Annotated in this window: 18 protein-coding genes; 1 reads left to right on the top strand and 17 read right to left on the bottom strand. The window is 71.8% G+C overall.

Annotated elements, in window-relative coordinates; genetic code table 11:
• Positions 1-34 precede the first annotated feature (34 nt).
• The 17 genes from ACFWFR_RS01645 to ACFWFR_RS01565 all read right to left on the bottom strand — a co-directional run bounded on the left by ACFWFR_RS01645 (position 35) and on the right by ACFWFR_RS01565 (position 20,141).
• Positions 35-1,057, bottom strand: coding sequence for a polyprenyl synthetase family protein (locus ACFWFR_RS01645; RefSeq protein WP_377620757.1), 1,023 nt, complete (start codon positions 1,055-1,057; stop codon positions 35-37).
• Positions 1,054-2,862: an NADH-quinone oxidoreductase subunit NuoN gene (nuoN, locus tag ACFWFR_RS01640; RefSeq protein WP_377620755.1), complete on the bottom strand. Its 1,809-nt coding sequence runs from the start codon at positions 2,860-2,862 to the stop codon at positions 1,054-1,056. The genes ACFWFR_RS01645 and nuoN overlap by 4 nt, the downstream gene beginning before the upstream one ends.
• A complete protein-coding gene (locus ACFWFR_RS01635; protein WP_377620753.1) occupies positions 2,859-4,424 on the bottom strand; it encodes an NADH-quinone oxidoreductase subunit M in 1,566 nt (521 codons plus the stop codon). Before ACFWFR_RS01635 ends, nuoN begins: the two co-directional genes overlap by 4 nt.
• A gap of 7 nt (positions 4,425-4,431) precedes the next feature.
• Positions 4,432-6,489 (bottom strand): NADH-quinone oxidoreductase subunit L, encoded by a 2,058-nt coding sequence (gene nuoL / locus ACFWFR_RS01630; protein WP_191804579.1) that lies wholly within the window; start codon positions 6,487-6,489, stop codon positions 4,432-4,434.
• Between the two features lie 10 nt (positions 6,490-6,499).
• Positions 6,500-6,799, bottom strand: a complete 300-nt coding sequence (gene nuoK, locus ACFWFR_RS01625; RefSeq protein WP_056649827.1) for an NADH-quinone oxidoreductase subunit NuoK — start codon at positions 6,797-6,799, stop codon at positions 6,500-6,502.
• Between the two features lies 1 nt (position 6,800).
• On the bottom strand, positions 6,801-7,628 hold the full coding sequence (locus ACFWFR_RS01620) for an NADH-quinone oxidoreductase subunit J (protein WP_056649825.1): 828 nt from the start codon (positions 7,626-7,628) through the stop codon (positions 6,801-6,803).
• On the bottom strand, positions 7,625-8,293 hold the full coding sequence (nuoI, locus tag ACFWFR_RS01615) for an NADH-quinone oxidoreductase subunit NuoI (RefSeq protein WP_056649822.1): 669 nt from the start codon (positions 8,291-8,293) through the stop codon (positions 7,625-7,627). The genes ACFWFR_RS01620 and nuoI overlap by 4 nt, the downstream gene beginning before the upstream one ends.
• On the bottom strand, positions 8,286-9,731 hold the full coding sequence (nuoH, locus tag ACFWFR_RS01610; RefSeq protein ID WP_377620751.1) for an NADH-quinone oxidoreductase subunit NuoH: 1,446 nt from the start codon (positions 9,729-9,731) through the stop codon (positions 8,286-8,288). Before nuoH ends, nuoI begins: the two co-directional genes overlap by 8 nt.
• Complete coding sequence (locus tag ACFWFR_RS01605) at positions 9,728-12,466, bottom strand: NADH-quinone oxidoreductase subunit G (RefSeq protein ID WP_377620749.1); 2,739 nt, start codon at positions 12,464-12,466, stop codon at positions 9,728-9,730. Before ACFWFR_RS01605 ends, nuoH begins: the two co-directional genes overlap by 4 nt.
• On the bottom strand, positions 12,466-13,800 hold the full coding sequence (gene nuoF / locus ACFWFR_RS01600; protein ID WP_191804642.1) for an NADH-quinone oxidoreductase subunit NuoF: 1,335 nt from the start codon (positions 13,798-13,800) through the stop codon (positions 12,466-12,468). Before nuoF ends, ACFWFR_RS01605 begins: the two co-directional genes overlap by 1 nt.
• 11 nt (positions 13,801-13,811) lie before the next feature.
• Positions 13,812-14,651 carry an NADH-quinone oxidoreductase subunit NuoE gene (nuoE, locus tag ACFWFR_RS01595; RefSeq protein ID WP_191804572.1) on the bottom strand — a complete coding sequence of 280 codons (840 nt, stop codon included), beginning with the start codon at positions 14,649-14,651 and terminating at the stop codon, positions 13,812-13,814.
• On the bottom strand, positions 14,648-16,009 hold the full coding sequence (locus ACFWFR_RS01590; protein WP_191804570.1) for an NADH-quinone oxidoreductase subunit D: 1,362 nt from the start codon (positions 16,007-16,009) through the stop codon (positions 14,648-14,650). Before ACFWFR_RS01590 ends, nuoE begins: the two co-directional genes overlap by 4 nt.
• Positions 16,006-16,728 (bottom strand): NADH-quinone oxidoreductase subunit C, encoded by a 723-nt coding sequence (locus ACFWFR_RS01585; RefSeq protein ID WP_377616318.1) that lies wholly within the window; start codon positions 16,726-16,728, stop codon positions 16,006-16,008. The genes ACFWFR_RS01590 and ACFWFR_RS01585 overlap by 4 nt, the downstream gene beginning before the upstream one ends.
• A gap of 71 nt (positions 16,729-16,799) precedes the next feature.
• On the bottom strand, positions 16,800-17,351 hold the full coding sequence (locus ACFWFR_RS01580; protein ID WP_056649804.1) for an NADH-quinone oxidoreductase subunit B family protein: 552 nt from the start codon (positions 17,349-17,351) through the stop codon (positions 16,800-16,802).
• Positions 17,352-17,376: 25 nt separating this feature from the next.
• Positions 17,377-17,739, bottom strand: a complete 363-nt coding sequence (locus ACFWFR_RS01575; RefSeq protein WP_056649801.1) for an NADH-quinone oxidoreductase subunit A — start codon at positions 17,737-17,739, stop codon at positions 17,377-17,379.
• A gap of 151 nt (positions 17,740-17,890) precedes the next feature.
• Entirely contained in the window at positions 17,891-19,192 is a 1,302-nt protein-coding gene (locus ACFWFR_RS01570) for a geranylgeranyl reductase family protein (protein ID WP_377620747.1), read from the bottom strand.
• A gap of 253 nt (positions 19,193-19,445) precedes the next feature.
• Complete coding sequence (locus tag ACFWFR_RS01565; RefSeq protein WP_191804565.1) at positions 19,446-20,141, bottom strand: demethylmenaquinone methyltransferase; 696 nt, start codon at positions 20,139-20,141, stop codon at positions 19,446-19,448.
• A gap of 32 nt (positions 20,142-20,173) precedes the next feature.
• Here ACFWFR_RS01565 and ACFWFR_RS01560 point away from each other — a divergent pair, with 32 nt between their 5' ends.
• Positions 20,174-21,586: an isochorismate synthase MenF gene (locus ACFWFR_RS01560; RefSeq protein WP_377620745.1), complete on the top strand. Its 1,413-nt coding sequence runs from the start codon at positions 20,174-20,176 to the stop codon at positions 21,584-21,586.
• The last annotated feature ends 74 nt before the right edge of the window (positions 21,587-21,660 follow it).

Here is a 21,660-nt window from a genome sequence, read left to right as displayed (position 1 = left end):
GACCTCGAGGTCTCGGGTGCCGCCCTCCGAGGGATCAGGCCGCGCGGTCGGCGAGCGCCTGGGCGAACGAGACGAGCGCGTCCTTGACGGGGCCCGCCGGCAGGGGGTCGAGCTCGGTGATCGCTGCCCGGGCCCAGCCGACGGCGAGCGCCCGGGTCTCGGCCAGGACCTCGTGAGCACGGAGCGCGGCGACCGCCGACGCGAGCTCCTCGTCGCCGGACAGGTCCGAGTCGAGCAGGTCGACGATCGCGGCGTCCGCGGCGGTCCCCTTGCCGCTGCTCACGCGGGCGCGCAGCAGCAGCGCAGGCATGGTCGGGACCTTCTCCCGAAGGTCCGTCCCCGGCGTCTTCCCGGACTGCTCGCCCGAGGACGCGAGGTCGAGCACGTCGTCGGCGAGCTGGAACGCGACGCCCAGCTTCTCGCCGTACTCAGCGACGACCTCGACGACCGACGGGTCGCAGCCACCGAACATCGCGCCCAGGCGGGCCGAGGTCGACAGCAGCGACGCGGTCTTGTCCGCGAGGACCTCGAGGTAGTGCTCGACGGGGTCGTCGCTCTCCGAGGGGCCCGTCGTCTCGTGCAGCTGGCCGAGGCACAGCCGTTCGAACGTCCGCGCCTGGATGAGCACGGCATCGGGTCCCAGGGCGGCGACCGTCGACGCCGCACGGGCGAAGAGCAGGTCGCCGATGAGGATCGCGACGGAGTTGCCCCACACGGCGTGCGCCGAGGGAGCCCCGCGCCGCACGGGCGCGGAGTCCATGACGTCGTCGTGATAGAGCGAGGCCAGGTGGGTGAGCTCGACGACGACGGCCGCCTCCACCACCTCCGGCCGGGCGCCGTCGCCCAGCTCCGCGCACAGCAGTGCGAGGAGCGGGCGCAGGCGCTTTCCGCCGGCGTTCACGAGGTGGCGGGACGCGGTGTCCGCGAGCCCGTCGGAGTGCGCGACGGCGTCGCCCAGGCGCGCCTCGACGGTCGCGAGACGCGCGGTGAGCGTCGCCGAGAGCTCCGGATCGGTCAGGGGGATCGCCGTCGTTGAGACGGGTGGCACTGTGGTCACGGTCTGAACTTAGCCGCCTCGAGGGCCAGATCGAGAACCGAGGAGGGCAAAACGCCGAGAAGGATGACGCCTGTCACGCAGATCACGATCGCGACCGTGGTGAATCCTTCGGACCGGACGACCGTCACCCTGGCTGCGAGCGCGGCCGCGGCGGAGGTCCCCACGGGTCCCCCGGCCTCGTCCCCCTGGCTCCCCTGGGCGGCCCCGCCGGAGCCGCTCGAGGGCGACGGCGTGAAGAACATGAGCACGATGATCCGCACGTAGAAGAACACCGAGACCGCCGATGCCAGGACACCGATCAGGGCGAGCGGCCAGGCGCCCACCGCGACGGCGGCACCGAACGCCGTGAACTTCGCGATGAACCCCGCGGTCAGCGGGATGCCGGCCATCGAGAGCAGGAACAGCGCGAACGACCCGGCGAGCCACGGGCTGCGCCTGCCCAGCCCGGCCCACTCCGTCAGGTGCGTGGCCTCGCCGAGGATCGCTCCGCCGTCGGGCGTGGGCGCCTCCGCCGCTCCCCCACCTGCGGGCCCTGAGGCCCCCGCCGAGCCCGGCGCGCCACCCGAGCCCACCGCGGCGAGCACGGGGCTCTCCACGGCGGCCTGAGGCTGCGGCGACCGCTCGCGCACGAGCGTCACGACCGCGAAGGCCCCCACGGTCGCCAGACCGTAGGCGAGCAGGTAGAACACCACGGCCCGGACGCCGAAGCCGCTGAGCTCGCCGAAGCCGACCAGCGCCACCAGGAGGAAGCCCGCGTGCGCGATCGACGAGTACGCGAGAAGACGCTTCATGTCCGTCTGGATCACACCGATGACCGACCCGACGACCATGGTGAGGATCGCGACGACCCACAGCGCGACCACGAGCTTCTCCTGAAGGTCCGGCGGGAGCGCCGAGCCGATCAGGTAGAGCACACGCACCAGTGCGCCGAACGCCGCCGCCTTGGTGCAGGCCGCCATGAAGCCCGTGACGGGCGTGGGAGCCCCCTGGTAGACGTCGGGGGTCCACGAGTGGAACGGGGCCGCGCCGACCTTGAAGAGCAGGCCCGCGAGCACCATGACCAGGCCCAGGAGCACCAGGCCCGTCATCCCGTCGAGCCCGCCGCCGTCCAGCAGGGCCGCGCGCACCTCGGCGATCCGCACCGAGCCCGCGAAGCCGTACACGAGCGCCACGCCGAAGATGAAGATCGCCGACGCGAAGGCCCCCAGCAGGAAGTACTTGAACGAGGCCTCCTGCGACAGGAGCCGACGACGGCGCGCGAGCGCCGTGAGCACGTACAGCGGCAGGGAGAGCACCTCGAGCGCGACGAACATCGTCAGCAGGTCGCCCGTGGCGGGGAAGATCATCATGCCGCCCACCGCGAACAGCACGAGCGGGAAGACCTCGGTCTGCTCGAGACCACGGCGGCGCGCGAGGTCCTCGTAGGCCGAGCCGGGCACGGCCGCAGCCGTGGGCGCGAACGCGTCCTGCCCGGTCGAGGTGCGGTCGGCGATCACGAGCGTGGCCAGCAGCGCGAGGACCACGACGATCCCCTGGAGTGCCAGGCCGAACGGGTCGATCACGAGCGACCCGCCCAGCACCTGGATGCCGTTGAGCTCCTGCACGTCGCCCCAGAGCAGGACGATCGTCGTGAGGGCCCCGACGAGCGCGCCCAGGGCCAGGACGACCTGGACCGCCCGGCGGTGCCGGTCCGGCACGAAGGCTTCGACCAGGACGCCCAGGACACCGGCGCCCAGGACGACGATCACGGGGACGAGGTAGGCCCAGTCGATCGTGGGGGCCACGAAGGCGGCTGCGGTGCTCACGAGTCGCTCCCTTCAACGCTGAGGAGTTCGGGGTTCGGGGCAGGGTCCTCGAGACCGACGGCCGTCATGGTCGCCTGCGCGGGCTCGCGCACCAGGTCGAGCGCGGGCGCCGGGTAGAAGCCGAGGACCAGCAGGGCCACGATCAGGGGCGCGACGACCCACTTCTCGCGAGCTCCTAGGTCCGCGGTCCCCGTCAGGGCGTCCGGCGTCCTGCCCGTGAAGACCTTCTGGTAGGTCAGCAGCACGTACAGCGCCGCGAGGACCACGCCCAGGACCGCCACGAGCGCCGCCGGGTGGCTGCGCGAGAACGTCCCGACGAGGACCATGATCTCGGAGACGAACGTCGACAGGCCGGGCAGCGAGAGCGCCGAGAGACCCGCCACGAGGAACGTGCCCGCGAGGATCGGTGTCACCCGCTGCAGGCCGCCGTAGTCGGTCAGGCGCTGCGAGCGCGTCGGGTGCCGCGCGATCAGGAAGCCCGCCAGGAGGAAGAGCGCCCCGGTCGAGATGCCGTGGTTGAACATGTAGAACGACGCCCCGGAGATGCTGAGCGACGTGAACGAGAAGATCCCCAGCACGATGAACCCGAAGTGGGACACCGACGTGTAGGCGATGAGCCGCATGACGTCGGTCTGGCCGATCGCCATGAGCGCGCCGTAGAGGATCGAGACCACGGCCAGCACCACGATCACGGGGGCCGCCCACCGGCTCGCGTTCGGGAACAGCGGCAGGCACAGCGTCAGCATGCCGAACGTACCGACCTTGTCCAGGACGCCCACGAGCAGCGTCGAGGTACCCGCGGGGGCGTGCTCGGCGGCGTCGGGCAGCCAGGTGTGGACCGGGAAGAGCGGCGCCTTGATCGCGAAGGCGAGGAAGAACGCGAGGAACAGCAGCCGCTCGGTGCTCACGGGCAGCGGGTTCGCCGCCAGGTCGTCGACCAGGGTCTGGGTCAGGAAGCCCTGCTCGCCGCCCGGCCCGTTGAGGTAGAGCGCGATGACCCCGACGAGCATGACGAGCCCGCCCGCGAGCGAGAAGAGCAGGAACTTCACGGTCGCGTACCGCCGCTGCGCCCCGCCCCCGAAACCGCCGATCATGAAGTAGACCGGGATCAGCATGGCCTCGAACAGGACGTAGAAGAAGAACACGTCGCGCGCCACGAAGACCGCGACCATGAACGCCTCGAGGAGCAGCACCAGGCCCAGGTAGTGGCGGAGCTTGGAGAGGTCGCCGTCCTGCTCGCGCCACGCGGCGAGCACCACGAGCGGGACCAGCAGCACCGCGAGCCCGACCAGCAGGAGCGCGACGCCGTCTGCGCCGACCGCGTAGCTCACACCGAGCTGCGGGATCCACGCGTGCGTCTCGGTGAGCTGGAAGGTGCCTGCGTCCGCGGTGTCGAACGCGCTGATCGCGAGGCCGAGCAGCACGAGCTCGGCGAGCGCGAAGACGACCGCGACGGTCCGCAGGTGCTTGCGCGCGGAGGTCGCGCCCAGCCCCCAGACCGCCGCCGCGCCGACGAGCGGCAGGACGATCAGGAGTGTCAGCCAGGGAATCTCGGTGGTCATCGGTCCCTCAGCTCCCTGTTCCGGTGGTCACGGCGAGGACCACCGCGACGATCACGATCAGGCCAGCGAGCATCGTCGCCGCGTAGGACCTGACGAATCCGTTCTGCATGCCGCGCAACTTCTCCCCTGTCGCTCCGACGAGGCCGGCGAGGCCCATCCAGCCGCCGTCGACCATCTGCCGGTCCCCGTAGACCAGGGATCGTGTGAGGTACTGCCCGGGCCGCATGAAGACGGCCTCGTTGACGTCGTCCTGATACAGGTCCCGGCGCGCGGCCCGCGTGAGCGCCGAACCGTGCGGAGGCACGATCGGCACGCGGGACACCGCGTACTGGCGCCAGGCGAGCAGCACGCCCACCAGGACCAGCAGGAGGGTCAGCGTGATGAGCGCCCAGACCGGCAGGACCGGCTCCGCGTGCTCGGCGTGGCCCGTGACGGGCGAGAGCCAGTCGACGAACCCGTTGCCGATCGCGAGGAGCCCGCCGAGCGCGACGGACCCGACCGCGAGGACCACCATGGGGATCGTCATGAGCGCCGGGGACTCGTGCGGGTGCTGCACGGGGCCGTCGGTCGAGAGCGGCCCCGTGGGGCTGCCCGACCCGTCGTTCCAGCGCTTGTGCCCGTGGAACGTCATGAAGAACAGGCGCGACATGTAGAACGCGGTGATCCCCGCACCCAGCAGCGCCACGCCGCCGAAGACCCATGCACGCCACTCCTGGCCGTCGATCGGGACGAACGCGGCCTCGATGATCTTGTCCTTGGACCAGAACCCGGAGAACGGCGGGATACCCAGGATCGCGAGCCAGCCCAGACCGAACGTGACCCACGTGACCTTCATGTACCTCGACAGCGCGCCGAAGCGGCGCATGTCCACCCCGTCGTTCATGCCGTGCATGACCGAGCCGGCACCCAGGAACATCCCGGCCTTGAAGAAGCCGTGCGTCACGAGGTGGAAGATCGCGAACGCGTACCCGATGGGTCCCAGGCCCGCCGCGAGGATCATGTAGCCGATCTGCGACATGGTCGACGCCGCCAGGGCCTTCTTGATGTCGTCCTTGGCACAGCCGATGATCGCCCCGAACAGGAGCGTGACCGCACCGACGATGACCACCACGAGCTGCGCCGTCGGGGCCCCCTCGAACACCGGGGCCGAGCGGACCACCAGGTAGACGCCCGCGGTGACCATGGTCGCCGCGTGGATGAGGGCCGAGACCGGCGTGGGGCCCGCCATGGCGTCCCCGAGCCAGGCCTGGAGCGGGAACTGCGCCGACTTGCCGCACGCGGCGACCAGGAGCGCGAGGCCGATCGCCGTCAGCAGCGCGGTGCCCGCCGCGGGGGCGTCGGCGAAGACCGTCGCGAAGTCCACCGCGCCGAAGCCCGCGAACATGAGCATGAGCGCGACGATCAGGCCCAGGTCGCCCACGCGGTTCATGATGAACGCCTTCTTGGCCGCGACCGCGTTGGCCCGCTCGTGGTTCCAGAACCCGATGAGCAGGTACGAGGCCAGGCCCACGCCCTCCCACCCGACGAACAGCAGCAGGTAGGAGTCCGCGAGGACCAGGATCAGCATGGCTGCGACGAACAGGTTCAGGTAGGCGAAGAACCGGCGCTTGTCCGGGTCGTGCTCCATGTACGCGACCGCGTAGACGTGGATGAGCGTGCCGACGAACGTCACGAGCAGCACGAACGTCATGGACAGCGGGTCGATCCGCAGGCCCACGCCCACGTCCAGGCCGCCCGCGGCGATCCAGTCGAAGAGCCGGTGGTCGACCACCCGCTCGTCGGCCGGCAGGCCGAGCATCGAGAAGAAGACGACGAGGGCGACGACGAACGCGCCGCCCGACATCAGCACCCCGAACCACGCGCCCCAGCGGTCGCTGCGGCGCCCCGCGAGCAGCAGGATCGCGGCCCCCAGGAGGGGCAGCAGGATCAGCAGCGGGGCCAGCAGGAACGGGCCGGGCACGATCGTCGAGACGGGCACGATCTCCTGCGTCGGGAGGGCGGCCGGGAGCAGCGCGCCGAGCTCGCCGACGCGCGGGAGGGCTGAAAGCAGAGTCACCGTTGGCATGCCTGCCCTCTCAGTTCTTCAGCAGGTTGACGTCGTCGACCGAGGCCGAGCGGCGGGTACGGAAGATGGCCACGATGATCGCGAGCCCCACGACGACCTCGGCCGCGGCCACGACCATCACGAAGAACGCGATGACCTGCCCGTGGAGGTCTCCGTGCATGCGCGAGAACGTCACGAAGGTGAGGTTGGTCGCGTTGAGCATGAGCTCGATGCCCATGAACACGATGATCGCGTTGCGGCGCAGCAGCACCGTGGTCGCGCCGATCGCGAACAGGATCGCGGCGAGGATCAGGTAGTTGGTCAGCTCCATGTCAGCGTTCCTCGTCCTCGTCGGTGCCCGCGGCCAGCTCGGGGAACCTGCGGCCCGTGAGCTCCGGCTCGTGCTCGACCAGCACGTCGCGCTCGGCCGCGAGGATGCGGTCGGCCGACCTCTCCTGGCCGCGGATGCGCAGGATCCGCGAGACCGAGTGCTCGATGGGGCGACCCTGCGGGTCGAGCGCCGGGGTGTCCATGGCGTTGTTCTGCGCGTAGACGCCCGGGGCGGGCAGCGGCGTGAGGAGCCCGCCCTCGGCGAGGGCCGCGACCTTGGCGTCCGAGACCTGCCGCTGCCCGACGCGCGGCACGAGCCGGCGGCGGTGGGTCAGGACCAGGGCGGCGATGGCCGCGGTCACGAGCAGGATCCCGACGACCTCGAGGGCGAACACGTAGTCCGCGAAGAGGATGCGGGCGAGCGCCACGGGGTTGGTCTCGGCGTTCGCGGCCGTGAGCCCGACCGACGGCGGGAACGTCGCCTGCGCGATCACCCCGACCAGGACCGAGCCGAGCCCCAGGCCCAGCAGGATCCCGATGAAGCGCTGACCGCGGATGGTCTCGACGAGCGAGTCCGAGGCGTCGACGCCCACGAGCATGAGCACGAACAGGAAGAGCATCATCACGGCGCCCGTGTAGACCACGATCTGCACGACGCCGAGGAACGCGGCCTCCTGCGCGATGTAGAGGATCGCGAGGCTGATCATGACGAACACGACGCAGATCGCGGCGTGCACGGCCTTGCGGGCGAACAGCAGGCCGAGCGCGGCCAGGACCATGAGGGGGGCGAGGACCCAGAACAGGACGACCTCTCCCCCGCTGACGGTCACCGGACCACCTTGCGGACCTCGGGGCGCCGCGCGGCGGCGGGGTCCACGACGGGCGGCAGGGTCGGGTCGTCGGGCCGGTGCTCGCGCACCCAGTCGATCTGCTCGGGCACGGGCCCGGTCACCTCTCCCCGGTAGTAGTCGGTGTCGGTCGTGCCGGGCACCATGGGGTGCGGCGCGGCCAGCATGCCCTCGCGCAGCGGCGCGAGGAGGTCTTCCTTCTCCCAGATCAGCCCTTCACGGGTAGGTCCGGTGAGCTCGTACTCGTTGGTCATGGTGAGCGCCCGGGTGGGGCACGCCTCGATGCACAGCCCGCAGAAGATGCAGCGCAGGTAGTTGATCTGGTAGACGCTGCCGTAGCGCTCGCCGGGCGAGCGGTGCGCACCGTCGGGGAGCGCCGAGTTGTCCGCGCCCTCGACGTAGATCGCGTCCGCGGGGCACGCCCAGGCGCACAGCTCGCACCCGATGCACTTCTCGAGCCCGTCCTCGTACCGGTTGAGCTGGTGACGCCCGTGGTAGCGGGGCTTGGTCGGCACCTTCTCGAACGGGTACTGCTCGGTCACGGTCGGCTTGAACATCGAGGAGAACGTCACCCCGAACCCGGCGACGGGCGCGAGCAGCCCGCCGAGCCCCTTCCTCTGCGGGATCAACGACTCGTAGTCAGCCACGGGGGACCTCCTCGTCCTGGGCGTCGGGTGCTGCGGGACCGTCTCCCGCGGGCGGGCTGCCCTCGGGGACCAGGCGCCGCGCCCTGCGCGGTGCGCTGGGCAGGGTCTGTCCTGGCAGCGGCGGGACGGGGAAGCCGCCCGCGAAGGCGTCGAAGGGCTCGGGGGCCGCGGTGGCGCCCTTGCGGTAGGGCGAGGTGCCCGACGGCGCCGCTCGCCCGCCCGCGTCGGCGTCGGGCTGCTTCTTCTGCGGCCACAGGAAGATCGCGGCGATCGCGACCACCCCCAGGACGACGGCCGCCACGAGGATCGCGCGGTTGTCGACGTCACCGAAGCGGATCATGCCCTGGACGACCGAGAGCACGACGATCCAGGCGAGCGCGGCCGGGATGAGGACCTTCCACCCGAACTTCATGAACTGGTCGTAGCGCAGGCGCAGGAGCGTGCCGCGGACCCACACGAACACGAACATGAAGGCCCAGACCTTGACGAGGAACCAGAGGATGGGCCACCAGCCCTCGTTGAACATGCCGTCGTTGATCGCCGACAGGGGCCACGGCGCACGCCAGCCCCCCAGGAAGAGCGTGGTCGCGACGGCCGAGACGTTGATCATGTTGATGTACTCGGCAAGGAAGAACCACGCGAACTTCATGGACGAGTACTCGGTCATGTAGCCCGAGACCAGCTCGCCCTCGGCCTCGGGGAGGTCGAACGGCAGGCGGTTGGTCTCGCCGATCATCGCGATGATGTAGATCACGAAGCTCGGGATGAGGATGAGCGCCCACCAGACCTGGGTCTGGGAGTCGACGATCTGCGAGGTCGACATGGAGCCCGCCATGATGAAGACGCTCACGAGGGCCAGGCCCATCGCGAGCTCGTAGCTGATGACCTGGGCCGTCGAGCGGACCGCGCCGAGCAGCGGGTAGGTCGAGCCCGACGACCAGCCGCCGAGCACGATCCCGTACACGCCCACCGAGGCGCACGCCAGGATGTAGAGCACCGCGACGGGGAAGTCGGTGAGCTGTGCGGGCGTCGAGTAGTCGGTGAACGGGATCGTGACGTTCGGCCCGAACGGGATGACCGCGAACGTCAGGAGCGAGCAGAACACCGCGATCATGGGTGCGAGGATGTAGACGAACTTGTCCGCCGCCGTGACCGTGAGGTCCTCCTTGAGGAGCAGCTTCATGGCGTCCGCGAGCGACTGGAGCAGACCGAACGGCCCGTGCACGTTGGGTCCGGGACGGACCTGCATCCGGGCCACGACCTTGCGCTCGAACCAGATCGCGATGAGCACGCTCGTGAGCAGGAAGACGATGATCAGCACGGCCTTGACCAGGTAGGTCCAGCCGTTGTCCTGGGAGAAGTCGGCCGTGATCCCGGGCACGCCCGGGGTCTCGGTGACCGAGGCAGTGCCCAGGGCGAGGTTCAGCAGGCCGCTCATGATGCTCCCCCGTCGGTGGGCTGGACGCTCTGGCCGGGCCGCGAGGCTCCGGGAGCGGGCTCGATCCGTACGAGCGCTCCCTGAGCCACGCCGAGCTCACGATGGACCCGCGAGCCCTCGGAACCGAGCGGGAGCCAGACGACGTGCTCGACCATGTCGGTGATCACCACGGGCAGCTCGATCGAGCCGCGGTCGGTCGACACCCGGACCGCGTCCCCCTCGAACAGATCCGCGGCCGCCGCGGTCGTCGCCGACAGCCGGGCCACGGGCCGCTTGGCCGTGCCGGCGAGGAACCGCTCGCCGTCCTGGCCGCGGCCGCTGTCCAGCAGCAGGCGCCATCCCGCGAGCACCGCGGTGCCCGGGGCGACCGCGGGTGGTTCGGCCGCTGCGACCTCGGGGGCCGGCGGGCGGGTCCCGTCCCAGGTGCCGAGCTGGTCGATCTCCGCCCGGACCTCGTCCGTCGTGCGGGCCCCGAGCACGAAGCCCGCCGCGTCGGCGAGCGCGTCGAGCACGCGGTGGTCGGGCATCGCGGTCGTGGCGAGCGCGGCCTCGAAGGTCCGCGCGCGGCCCTCCCAGCTCACGAACGCGCCGGCCTTCTCGACCGGCGGCGCGACGGGCAGCACCACGTCCGCGAGCGCCGTGACGTCCGAGGCGCGTACCTCGAGCGAGACGACGAATCCTGCGGCCTCGAGAGCCCGGAGACTGTGCGCGGGGTCGGGCAGGTCGTCGGAGTGCAGGCCGCCCACGAGCACGCCGCCGAGCTGACCCACGGACAGCGCGTCGAGGATCTCTCCCGTGCTCCGGCCCGGCGTCCCCGGGAGGTGCTCGACGCCCCAGGCGACGGCCACGTCGACCCGGGCTGCGGCGTCGGTCACCGGGCGTCCGCCCGGGAGGAGGGCCGGCAGCGTGCCGGCCTCGACCGCCCCGCGCTCCCCCGCCCGGCGCGGGATCCACGCGAGGCGTGCTCCCGTGCTCGCGACGAGACGCACGAGCGCCGAGTACCCGCCGGGGACCCCGGCGAGCCGTTCGCCGACCAGAACCACGGCCCCGGGCTCGGCGAGCGCGTCGCGCAGTGCCGAGACCTCGGCCGGTTCCTCGACCGACTCGGGGGCGTCGGGGCCCACGGCCCCGTCGTGACCGAACAGCGTCTGGGTGCCCGTGGCGAGCACGTCGAGCCACTCGGCCTCGGTGCCCGGGGCCGCCCGCAGGAGCGTGCCGTCGAGGCGCTGCACGCCCCGGCTCGCGAACGGTGCGAGCGAGAAGACCCGCAGGCCGCGCTTCTGGACGCCCTTGCGCAGGCGCAGGAACGTCACGCCGGCCTCCTCCTCGGCCTCGAGGGCCACGAGGAGCACCGCGGGCGCGTGCTCGAGCTCGTCGAACGTCACGCCCAACCCGGTGCCGGCGACCGCGTGGGCGAGGAAGTCCGCCTCCTCGGTCGAGTGCGCGCGGGCGCGGTGGTCCACGTCGTTGGTCCCGAGGACGACGCGGGCGAACTTGCCGTACGCGTACGCGTCCTCGACCGTGAGGCGGCCTCCGGGGAGCACCCCGACGCCGCCCGCGGCACGGGCCTGCGCGAGGCCCGTCGCCGCGACCTCGAGGGCCTCGGCCCAGCTCGCGGGGCGCAGCTCGCCGCGCGTGACCCGACCCTCGGCGTCGACCTCGCGGTCGCGCACGAGCGGGTGCGTCAGGCGGTCCGGTGCGTCCTGCCACGCGAACGCGAAGCGGTCCTTGTCGGTGATCCACTCCTCGTTGACCTGGGGGTCCTCGCCCGACAGGCGACGCAGCACCACACCGCGGCGGTGGTCGATGCGGATCGCGGACCCGCACGCGTCGTGCTCGCCCACGCTCGGGGTCGAGACGAGGTCGAACGGCCTCGACCGGAACCGGTACGCGGCACCCGTCAGGGCTCCGACGGGGCAGATCTGCACGGTGTTGCCGCTGAAGTACGAGGCGAACGGGCGTCCCGACTCGTCCTCGAGCGCGGCCCCCACGGGAGCCTCGAACCCGGCCTGCGCGCCGTACGGCAGCGAGCCTGCGGGCGCTGCGGGCTCGGACTCGCCGTCGGCGAAGCCCAGGACGCGCGCGTCGAACCGGCCGATCTGCTGCTGCGCCCCACGCTTCTGCAGGTCGATGAACGCGTCGCCCGCGATCTCCGCGGAGAACCGGGTGCAGCGCTGGCACAGCACGCAGCGCTCGCGGTCGAGCAGGATCTCGGTCGAGATCGCGATGGGCTTGGGGAACGTGCGCTTGACGTCGACGAACCGGCTCGTCGCGCGCCCGTTGCTCATGGCCTGGTTCTGCAGGGGGCACTCGCCGCCCTTGTCGCAGACCGGGCAGTCGAGCGGGTGGTTGATGAGCAGGAGCTCCATGACCCCGTGCTGCGCCTTGTCCGCGACGGCCGACGTGTGCTGGGTCTTGACGACCATGCCGGGCGTGGCCTCGAGCGTGCAGGAGGCCTGCGGCTTGGGCATGGGGCGGACGTTGCCCTCGCGGTCGGGCGTCGCGACCTCGACGAGGCACTGGCGGCACGCACCGGCGGGGGCGAGCAGCGGGTGGTCGCAGAACCGCGGGATCTGGATGCCGACCTGCTCGGCAGCCCGGATCACCAGCGTGCCCTTGGGCACGGCCATCTCGATGCCGTCGATCGTGAACGTCACCTCGTCGCGGCGCGCGGGGGGCTGTGCGCCCCCTGCCGCCGCGGCGGGCGACGTGCCGGCGGACGTCGTGGTCGTCATCAGTGCGCTCCTGCCGTCAGGGCCTGCGGGGCACGCCGGGGCGTGTAGTCGAACAGTGCGGCGGCCGAGGGGTCGAACGGGCAGCCGCGGCCGGTGATATGCGCCTCGAACTCCTCGCGGAACAGCGCGATGCTGCTCGTGACGGGCGACGTCGCGCCGTCGCCGAGCGCGCAGAACGCGCGGCCGAGGATGTTGTCGCACGTGTCGAGCAGGACGTCGAGGTCGCTCTCGGTGCCCTCGCCGTGCTCGATGCGGCGCAGGATCTGCTTGAGCCAGTACGTCCCCTCGCGGCACGGCGTGCACTTGCCGCACGACTCGTGGGCGTAGAAGTCCATCCACCGGCTCACGGCCCGCACCACGCACGTGGTCTCGTCGAAGATCTGCAGGGCACGCGTGCCGAGCATCGAGCCCGCCGCGGCGACCGACTCGTAGTCGAGCGGTGTGTCGAGGTGGGCGTCGGTGAACAGGGGCGTCGAGGACCCGCCGGGCGTCCAGAACTTCAGCCGGTTGCCGCCACGGATCCCGCCGGCCATGTCGAGCAGCTCGCGCAGCGTGATGCCGAGCGGCGCCTCGTACTGGCCCGGGCGCACGACGTGCCCCGACAGCGAGAACAGCCCGTGGCCCGACGACCGCTCGGTCCCCATGGACCTGAACCAGTCCGAGCCCTCGTTGACGATCGCCGGGACGCTCGCGATCGACTCGACGTTGTTGACCACGGTGGGCCGTGCGTACAGGCCCGCGACCGCGGGGAACGGAGGCTTGAGACGCGGCTGGCCGCGCAGCCCCTCGAGCGAGTCGAGCAGCGCGGTCTCCTCGCCGCAGATGTAGGCGCCGGCGCCCGCGTGGACCGTGACGTCGAGGTCGAAGCCCGAGCCCTGGATGTTCTTGCCCAGGTACCCCGCCGCGTACGCCTCCTCGACCGCGCGCAGCAGGCGGCGGTACACGTGCAGCACCTCGCCGCGCACGTAGATGAACGCGTGGTCGCAGCCGATCGCGTAGGACGTGATGGCCACGCCCTCGATCAGGAGCTGCGGGCTCGCGAGCATGAGCGGGATGTCCTTGCACGTGCCGGGCTCGGACTCGTCGGCGTTGACGACGAGGTAGCGGGGCCCGCCGTCGGGCGCGGGCAGGAAGCCCCACTTCATGCCCGTGGGGAACCCGGCGCCGCCGCGGCCGCGCAGGCCCGAGTCCTTGACGACCTGCACGACGTCCGCGGGCGGCTGCGCGAGGGCCTTCGCGAGGCCCTTCCAGCCCCCCTGCGCGACGTAGGCGTCGAGCGTCCAGGAGCGCCGGGCGTCCCAGGTCTCGCTGAGGACCGGGGTCAGGGGGTCGATCGTCTGCTCGCTCACGGCTGCTTCCCCTTCGAGGCGTCGGGCGTGGCGCCCGTGGCGTCGGCGGGCGTGGTGGGCTTGCGCTCGGCCGAGGACTGCTCGTGCCCGACGGCGGAGGCGCCCTGAGCGGCCGCCTCGCCCGTGTCCGTGGCCGACCCGTCGACCTGGTCCGGAGCCGCGCCGCCCGGCGCGGTCCAGTCGTGCTCGCGCGCGAGCCGCAGCCCGGCGAGCGTGGGCTCCCCGGCACCGACCCCCTCGTCAGCGCGCCCGTCGGAGAACCCGGCGAGCACGCGGCTCATCTGCTTGAAGCTGCACACCGAGGCGGCACCGCGCGTGGGGGCGACCTGCTCGCCGGCCCGCAGGCGGTCCGCGAGCTGCGTGGCGCCCGCCGGGGTCTGGTTGTCGAAGAACTCCCAGTTGACCATCACGACGGGCGCGTAGTCGCACGCCGCGTTGCACTCGACACGCTCGAGCGTGATCGCCCCGTCCTCGGTCGTCTCGTCGTGCCCGACCCCCAGGTGCTCGGAGAGCTCGTCGAAGATCTCGTCGCCCCCCATGACCGCGCACAGCGTGTTGGTGCACACCCCCACGGTGTAGGTGCCGTTGGGGTGGCGCTTGTACTGCGTGTAGAAGGTCGCGACGGCCGACACCTCGGCCGCCGTGATGCCGAGCTGCTCGGCGCAGAACGCGATGCCGTCGCGCGAGACGTACCCGTCCTCCGACTGCACCAGGTGCAGCATGGGCAGCAGCGCCGAGCGCTTCTGCGGGTACCGGGCGACGATCGCCGCGGTGTCCTGCGCGAGGCGCGCGTACGTCGCCTCGTCGTATCCGGACCTGTGAGCCTCGAGCGTCATCGGTCCACCCCTCCCAGCACCGGGTCGAGCGAGGCGACCGCGACGACGACGTCGGCGACCTGGCCGCCCTCGCACATCACGGCGACCGCCTGCAGGTTGTTGAACGAAGGATCACGGAAGTGCGCCCGGTAGGGGCGCGTGCCGCCGTCGGACACCAGGTGCACGCCGAGCTCGCCGCGCGGGTGCTCGACCGACTGGAAGACCTGGCCCACGGGGACCCGGAAGCCCTCCGTGACGAGCTTGAAGTGGTGGATCAGGGCCTCCATCGAGGTGCCCATGATCTCCCTGATGTGGTCGAGCGAGTTGCCCATGCCGTCGCTGCCGATCGCGAGCTGGGCGGGCCACGCGATCTTCTTGTCGCCGACCATGACGGGCTGGCCCGCCGTGGCCTCGAGCCGCTCGAGGCACTGCTCGACGATCCGCAGCGACTGGTAGCACTCCTCGAGCCGCAGCACGACACGCGAGTAGCAGTCGGCGTCGTCCGAGGTGGGCACGTCGAAGTCGTACGTCTCGTAACCGCAGTAGGGAGCGGCCTTGCGCACGTCGTAGGGGAGCCCGGTCGAGCGCAGCACGGGCCCCGTGATCGCGAGCGCCATGCAGCCCGAGAGGTTGAGGTGACCCACGCCGACCAGGCGGGACTTGAAGATCGGGTTGGCGAGCATGAGGTCGCCGAGCTGGCCGAGGTAGCCGCGGATCAGCGGGTCGGCCTTGCGGATCTGGGCCACGACGTCCGGCGGGACGTCCTGCACCACGCCCCCCGGGCGCACGTACGCGTGGTTCATGCGCAGCCCCGTGACGGCCTCGAAGATCCGCAGGATCTCCTCGCGGGCCGTGAACGAGATGGTCATGACCGTGGTCGCGCCCATCTCGTTGCCGCCCGTGCCGAGGCACACCAGGTGGGACGCGATCCGGTTGAGCTCCATCATGAGGACGCGGATGATGCTCGCGCGCTCGGGGACGTCGTCCGTGATGCCGAGGAGCTTCTCGACCGCGAGGCAGTAGGCCGTCTCCTGGAACAGGGGCGCGAGGTAGTCCATGCGGGTGCAGAACGTGACCCCCTGGGTCCACGTCCGGAACTCCATGTTCTTCTCGATGCCCGTGTGGAGGTAGCCCACGCCGCAGCGGGCCTCCGTGACGGTCTCGCCGTCGATCTCGAGCATGAGCCGCAGCACACCGTGGGTCGAGGGGTGCTGGGGGCCCATGTTGACGACGATGCGTTCCTCGCCCAGCTGGGTCGCCTCGGCCGCGATGTCGGCCCAGTCGCCGCCCGACGCCTCGTAGCTGGGGATCGACGCGTCGAAGTCGCCGTACGGCGCCTTCGTGGCGTGGGGTGTCGCGTGCGGGGTGGTGGGGCTCACGAGTACGACCTCCTCTGGTCCGGCGGGGGCACCGTGGCGCCCTTGTACTCGACCGGGATGCCGCCGAGCGGGTAGTCCTTGCGCTGCGGGTGACCCGGCCAGTCGTCCGGCATCTCGATGCGGGCCAGGGCCGGGTGGTCGTCGAAGACGATCCCGAAGAAGTCCCACGTCTCGCGCTCGTGCCAGTCGTTGGACGGGTACACCGACGTGGTCGAGGGGATGTGCGGGTGCGCGTCCGGGACCGCGACCTCGAGGCGCAGGCTCCGGCCGTGCGTGATCGACGTCAGGTGGTAGACGGCGTGCAGCTCGCGGCCCACGTCGTGGGGGTAGTGCACCCCGCTCACGCCCATGCTCAGCTCGAACCGCAGGTCCTGCTCGTCGCGCAGCGCGCGGGCGACCGTGACGACGTGCGGGGGCCGGACGTGCAGCGTGAGCTCGGCGTGCGGCCCCGGCGGGTCGACGACGACCTGCTCGACGGCGTCCTCGAAGCGCACGCCCGCCTCGGCGAGCACCTCCGCCAGGACGTCCACGGCCTCGTCGAACCACCCGCCGTACGGGCGCGCGCTCGGCCCGGGCAGCACCACGGGGCGCACCAGCCCCCCGTAGCCCGAGGTGTCTCCCGAGCCGTGGGCCCCGAACATGCCCGTGCGGACCTCGACGACCTCGAGCGGCTCGCGCCCACCCGGGCCCGGTCCCGCCACGAGCTCCTCGCCGGGCACGTCGCCCTGGGCGACCTCGTCCCGCTGGACGGCGTCCGCCGGGCGGCCCGTCGTCCCGTCGTTGGTGCTCGTCACCGCAGCAGCCCCTTCATCTGGAACGTCGGGGTCGCCTCGAGCGCCGCGGCCTCGGCGGCCTTGGCCGCCTCCCGCCGGTTCACGCCCAGCGGCTCGGCCTGGATCTGCTCGTGCAGCGCGAGGATCGCGTTGATGAGCATCTCGGGGCGCGGCGGGCAGCCCGGCAGGTAGATGTCGACCGGCACGATGTGGTCGACCCCCTGGACGATCGCGTAGTTGTTGAACATCCCGCCGCTCGACGCGCACACGCCCATCGACAGCACCCACTTGGGCTCGGACATCTGGTCGTAGACCTGGCGCACCACGGGCGCCATCTTCTGGCTCACGCGACCCGCGACGATCATCAGGTCGGCCTGCCGCGGCGAGGCCCGGAAGACCTCCATGCCGAAGCGGGACAGGTCGAAGCGCGACGCGCCGGCCGCCATCATCTCGATGGCGCAGCACGCCAGGCCGAACGTCACCGGCCACAGCGACGCCTTGCGGAAGTACCCCGCGAGGTTCTCCACGCTCGTGAGCAAGAAGCCCGAGGGAGCCTCTTCGATCCCCATCTGCGTTCTCCCTATCTGGTTCCGGCTAGTCCCACTCGAACCCGCCACGGCGCCATTCGTAGACGAACGGCACGGTGATCAGGGCGAGGAAGCTCAGCATGGCGACGAGCCCGAAGGTGGCCAGGACCGTGAAGTCCACCGCCCACGGGTAGAGGAAGACCACCTCGATGTCGAAGATGATGAAGGTCATCGCGACGAGGTAGTACTTGATCGGGAAGCGCCCTCCGCCGATCGCGTGCGGGGTGGGCTCGATGCCGCACTCGTACGCGTCGAGCTTGGCGCGGTTGTATCTCTTGGGGCCGATCACGGCGCTCGCGGCAACTCCGCCGAGGGCGAGCACGGCTCCGATGCCCATCAGGACGAGCACGGGCACGTAGGGGTTGGTCATCGGTCTGCTCTCCGGGGGGCGCGCTGGGGCATGTCGGGAGTGCTGCCGCCGGGCGTCCGCGCGAAGCTGCGGGCACCCGGGTCTGACGGGGGTAGGGGTGGTGACTGCGTGAACAGCGGTGACGGCCTCTTTGCCGCCTCACCAAGGTTTCTCATGCCGATGGCACCACCCTCGTCAGTCCCGCGATGACCCGGTCGACGACGTCGCCACCACGTGGTTCGTAACAGTCGGACAACAGCTTGAGGACGAAGCGCATGACGAGCGGCCGCGGCAGCCCGTACCGGGTGCACAGCCGCATGATCTCGGGGTGCTCGATGAGGCGCACGAAGTACCGGCCGAGCGTGTAGTACCCGCCCAGGTCGCGGCGCATGATCTCGGGGTAGGTCGCGAGCGTGCGCTCGCGTGCGGCGTCGGTGCTCCGGGCACGCGACTGCGCCACGACGTCCGCCGCGACGCGCGCGGCCTGCATGGCGTAGGCGATGCCCTCGCCGTTGAACGGGCTGACCATGCCGCCCGAGTCTCCGACCAGCACCACGCCGCGCGAGTAGAGGGGCTTGCGGTTGAAGCCCATGGGCAGGGCCGCCCCGCGCACGGGTCCGGTCTGGTTCTCCGGGGTGAACTCCCACTCGGCGGGCGCGTTGGCCATCCACCGGGCGAACAGGTCCTTGTAGTCCACGTTCGCGGCCGACTGCCGTGCCGGGGTCGAGTTGACCGAGCCGAGGCCCACGTTCGCGGTGCCGTCGCCGAGCGCGAAGATCCACCCGTAGCCGGGCAGGAGGTTCGACTTCCCGGCCGGCCCGTCCCAGAGCTCGAGGTGGGACTCCATCCAGGCGTCGTCGTGGCGCGGGGTCTTGAAGTAGGTCCGCACCGCGACGCCCATGGGCCGGTCCTCGCGCTTCTCGAGCCCCAGGGCGAGCGCGAAGCGGGACGAGACGCCGTCCGCGGCGATGACGACAGGGGCGCGCAGCTCGTACTCGTCCCCGGCGCGGCGCCCGTTCTCGTCGAGCGGGCGTGCCGTGACGCCCACGACGCGGCCCGTGCGCTCGTCGAGGAGCGGGCCGGTCACGTTGGTGCGCTCGAGCAGCTTGGCGCCCGTGCGCTGCGCGTGCTCGGCGAGCGTCTGGTCGAGGTTCATGCGTGAGCGGGCGAGGCCGTAGGACGGGTAGGCCTTGAGCTCGGGCCAGGGCAGCTCCCACGAGCGTCCGCTCGCGACGACCCGCAGACCCTTGTTGCGGATCCAGCCGTCCTCGGCGCGCGTGGGGACGCCCATGCGGACGAGCTCGCCCACCGCCCGCGGCGTCAGTCCGTCGCCGCAGATCTTGTCGCGCGGGAACGAGGCCTTCTCGAGGAGGAGGACGTTCAGGCCGGCGGAGGCACAGTAGTGCGCCGCCGTGGCCCCTGCCGGGCCCGCGCCGATGACGATGACGTCCGCGTCATCACTCCTGCTACGCACGTTCTCACCTCGCTCGGCAAGCTCGAACACACCTCGGAAAGCCCCTTGTGAAGTCGCTCACAATGGACATCGCCACTCTAGTCACAGACGCGGGCGGATGTGTAGCAAGGCAACCCTTCCCTCGCGGCCGAACCGGCAGGTCAGGCGCCCGACGCGCCGCGTCCCGCCCGCGCGCACCACGCACGGTGCGCCGCGGGCCACGGGCCGCGGGCCGCGACGGACCCGAGCGCGACCGCCGGGGCGAAGACCCCGCTCAGGCGGGGCGCACGGCCCGGTGCAGCGCGACGAGGCCGCCGCTGAGGTTCCGGTAGGCGGCACCCTCCCACCCGGCGTCGATCATGAGGTGCGCCAGGTCGGCCTGCGCGGGCCAGTCCTGGATCGACTCGACGAGGTACTCGTACGAGCTCTTCTCCTTGGTCACGAGCCCCGCCATGACGGGCAGCATCTTCATGAAGACGCCCGTGTAGAGCGCGCGGAAGGGCTTCCACGTGGGGCGGGAGAACTCGCAGATGACGATCCGGCCGCCCGGGCGTGTCACACGCAGCATCTCGCGCAGCGCGGCGTCGGTGTCCACGACGTTGCGCAGGCCGAACGAGATGGTCACGGCGTCGAACGACGCGTCGGCGAAGGGCAGCGCCGTGGCGTCCCCCGCGACGAACGGCAGGTCCGGGCGCCGGCGCTTGCCCACCTGGAGCATCCCGACCGAGAAGTCGCACGGCACGACCTCGACGCCCTCGTCCGCGAACGGCTCGCTCGACGTGCCGGTGCCGGCCGCGAGGTCCAGGACCCGCTCTCCGGGCAGCGCAGCGACGGCGTCGACCGTCTGCTTGCGCCACCTCCGGTCCTGCCCCAGCGAGATGACGTCGTTGGTGAGGTCGTAGCGGGAGGCGATCCCGTCGAACATCGAGGCGACCTCGGTGGGCTTCTTGTCCAGGCTTGCTCGCGACATGAGCCCATCGTTTCACGCCTACGCTGGAGGCGATGACTGCGCACGCTCACCCCCGCAGGGACGCCGACGACCTCGGCGCCCCCGACACGGAGTCCCCTCGCCCCGGGTCCGCCGACTTCCTGGCCTCCCCCCGCCTGGTCGTGCGGACGACCCGCCTGCCCGACGGGCTGCCGGGCGACCTGACGGCCCTGCTCGACCTCCTGCCCGACGCGCGCCCCCTGGCCTGGGTGCGACGCGGCGACGGGATCGTGGGGTGGGGCGAGGCGCTGCGCCTCGAGGCGTGGGGTCCCGGGCGGTTCGCCGACGCCGAGGCGGCCTGGCAGGAGGTGCTGGGTGCCGCCGTCGTGCACGACGAGGTGGACCTGCCCGGCTCCGGCCTGGTCGCGTTCGGCTCGTTCGCGTTCGACGACGCGTCCGGCACGGCCGGGGACGCCCGCCCGGGCGGGACGATCGTGGTGCCCCGCGTCGTCGTCGGGCGCCGGGGCGGGCCCGAGGGCACGGCCTGGGTCACGAGCATCACCCAGGGCGACGCCCTGCCCGACGACGTCGCGTCCGTCCTCGACCCGGCTCGCCGCGAGCCCGTGGCCGGGCCGGGCGTGGTCACGACCGTGGACGGCTCGCTGAGCGCCGAGGATTGGACCGCGGTGGTCGCCGAGGGCGTCGAGCGCATCCGGCGCGGCGACCTCGAGAAGGTCGTGCTCGCGCGCGACGTCCTCGCCACGGCCGAGCACCCCGTGGACCCCCGCTGGATGCTCCGTCGCCTCGCGGTCACCTACGACGCGTGCTGGACCTTCTCGGTGGACGGCATGGTCGGCGCGACCCCCGAGCTGCTCGTGCGCAGCGAGAAGGGGCTCGTGACCTCGCGCGTGCTCGCGGGGACCATCCGCCGCTCGGGCGGGGCCGAGGCCGACGACGACTCGCTGCTGCGTGCCGCGCACCTCGCCCGCTCGTCAAAGGACCTCGAGGAGCACGAGTACGCCGTGGCCTCGGTCGCCGACGCGCTCGCCCCGTTCTGCTCGTCGATGAACGTGCCCGACGCACCGTTCGTGCTGCACCTGCCCAACGTCCTGCACCTGGCCTCCGACGTCACGGGCGTGCTCGCGGCCGGGACGGGCGGGTCTCCCGCGCCGACGAGCCTCGCGCTCGCAGCCGCGCTGCACCCGTCGGCCGCCGTGTGCGGCACCCCGACGCTCGCGGCGCGCGACCTCATCCGCGAGATCGAGGGCATGGACCGCGCCCGCTACGCGGCCCCGGTCGGGTGGTTCGGCGCGGACGGCGACGGCGAGTGGGGCATCGCGCTGCGCTCGGCGGAGCTGTCGCCGCAGGACCCGCACCGGGTGCGCCTCTTCGCCGGCTGCGGGATCGTCGCCGCCTCCGACCCGGGGGCCGAGCTCGCCGAGTCCGAGGCCAAGCTCGAGCCCATGCGGTACGCGCTCGAGGACTGAGACGAGCCGATCGACCGCACGCACGCCACCCCTGGCAGAGCCCGACCTCTGCAACTCTCCTGGTGGTTTTGGTG

The organism is Oerskovia sp. NPDC060287 (genome assembly GCF_042726775.1).
GTDB lineage: Bacteria > Actinomycetota > Actinomycetes > Actinomycetales > Cellulomonadaceae > Oerskovia > Oerskovia merdavium.
The sequence above is the reverse complement of the archived record's forward strand: the minus strand, read 5'-3'. Positions and strand labels throughout refer to the sequence as shown.

Excerpts from the sequence above, each read along its gene's own strand:
- ACFWFR_RS01635 (WP_377620753.1), bottom strand. The coding sequence starts at position 4,424 with ATGACCACCGAGATTCCCTGGCTGACACTCCTGATCGTCCTGCCGCTC.
- nuoL (WP_191804579.1), bottom strand. The coding sequence starts at position 6,489 with ATGCCAACGGTGACTCTGCTTTCAGCCCTCCCGCGCGTCGGCGAGCTC.
- nuoK (WP_056649827.1), bottom strand. The coding sequence starts at position 6,799 with ATGGAGCTGACCAACTACCTGATCCTCGCCGCGATCCTGTTCGCGATC.
- nuoH (WP_377620751.1), bottom strand. The coding sequence starts at position 9,731 with ATGAGCGGCCTGCTGAACCTCGCCCTGGGCACTGCCTCGGTCACCGAG.
- ACFWFR_RS01605 (WP_377620749.1), bottom strand. The coding sequence starts at position 12,466 with ATGACGACCACGACGTCCGCCGGCACGTCGCCCGCCGCGGCGGCAGGG.
- nuoE (WP_191804572.1), bottom strand. The coding sequence starts at position 14,651 with ATGACGCTCGAGGCTCACAGGTCCGGATACGACGAGGCGACGTACGCG.
- ACFWFR_RS01580 (WP_056649804.1), bottom strand. The coding sequence starts at position 17,351 with ATGGGGATCGAAGAGGCTCCCTCGGGCTTCTTGCTCACGAGCGTGGAG.
- ACFWFR_RS01575 (WP_056649801.1), bottom strand. The coding sequence starts at position 17,739 with ATGACCAACCCCTACGTGCCCGTGCTCGTCCTGATGGGCATCGGAGCC.
- ACFWFR_RS01565 (WP_191804565.1), bottom strand. The coding sequence starts at position 20,141 with ATGTCGCGAGCAAGCCTGGACAAGAAGCCCACCGAGGTCGCCTCGATG.
- ACFWFR_RS01560 (WP_377620745.1), top strand. The coding sequence starts at position 20,174 with ATGACTGCGCACGCTCACCCCCGCAGGGACGCCGACGACCTCGGCGCC.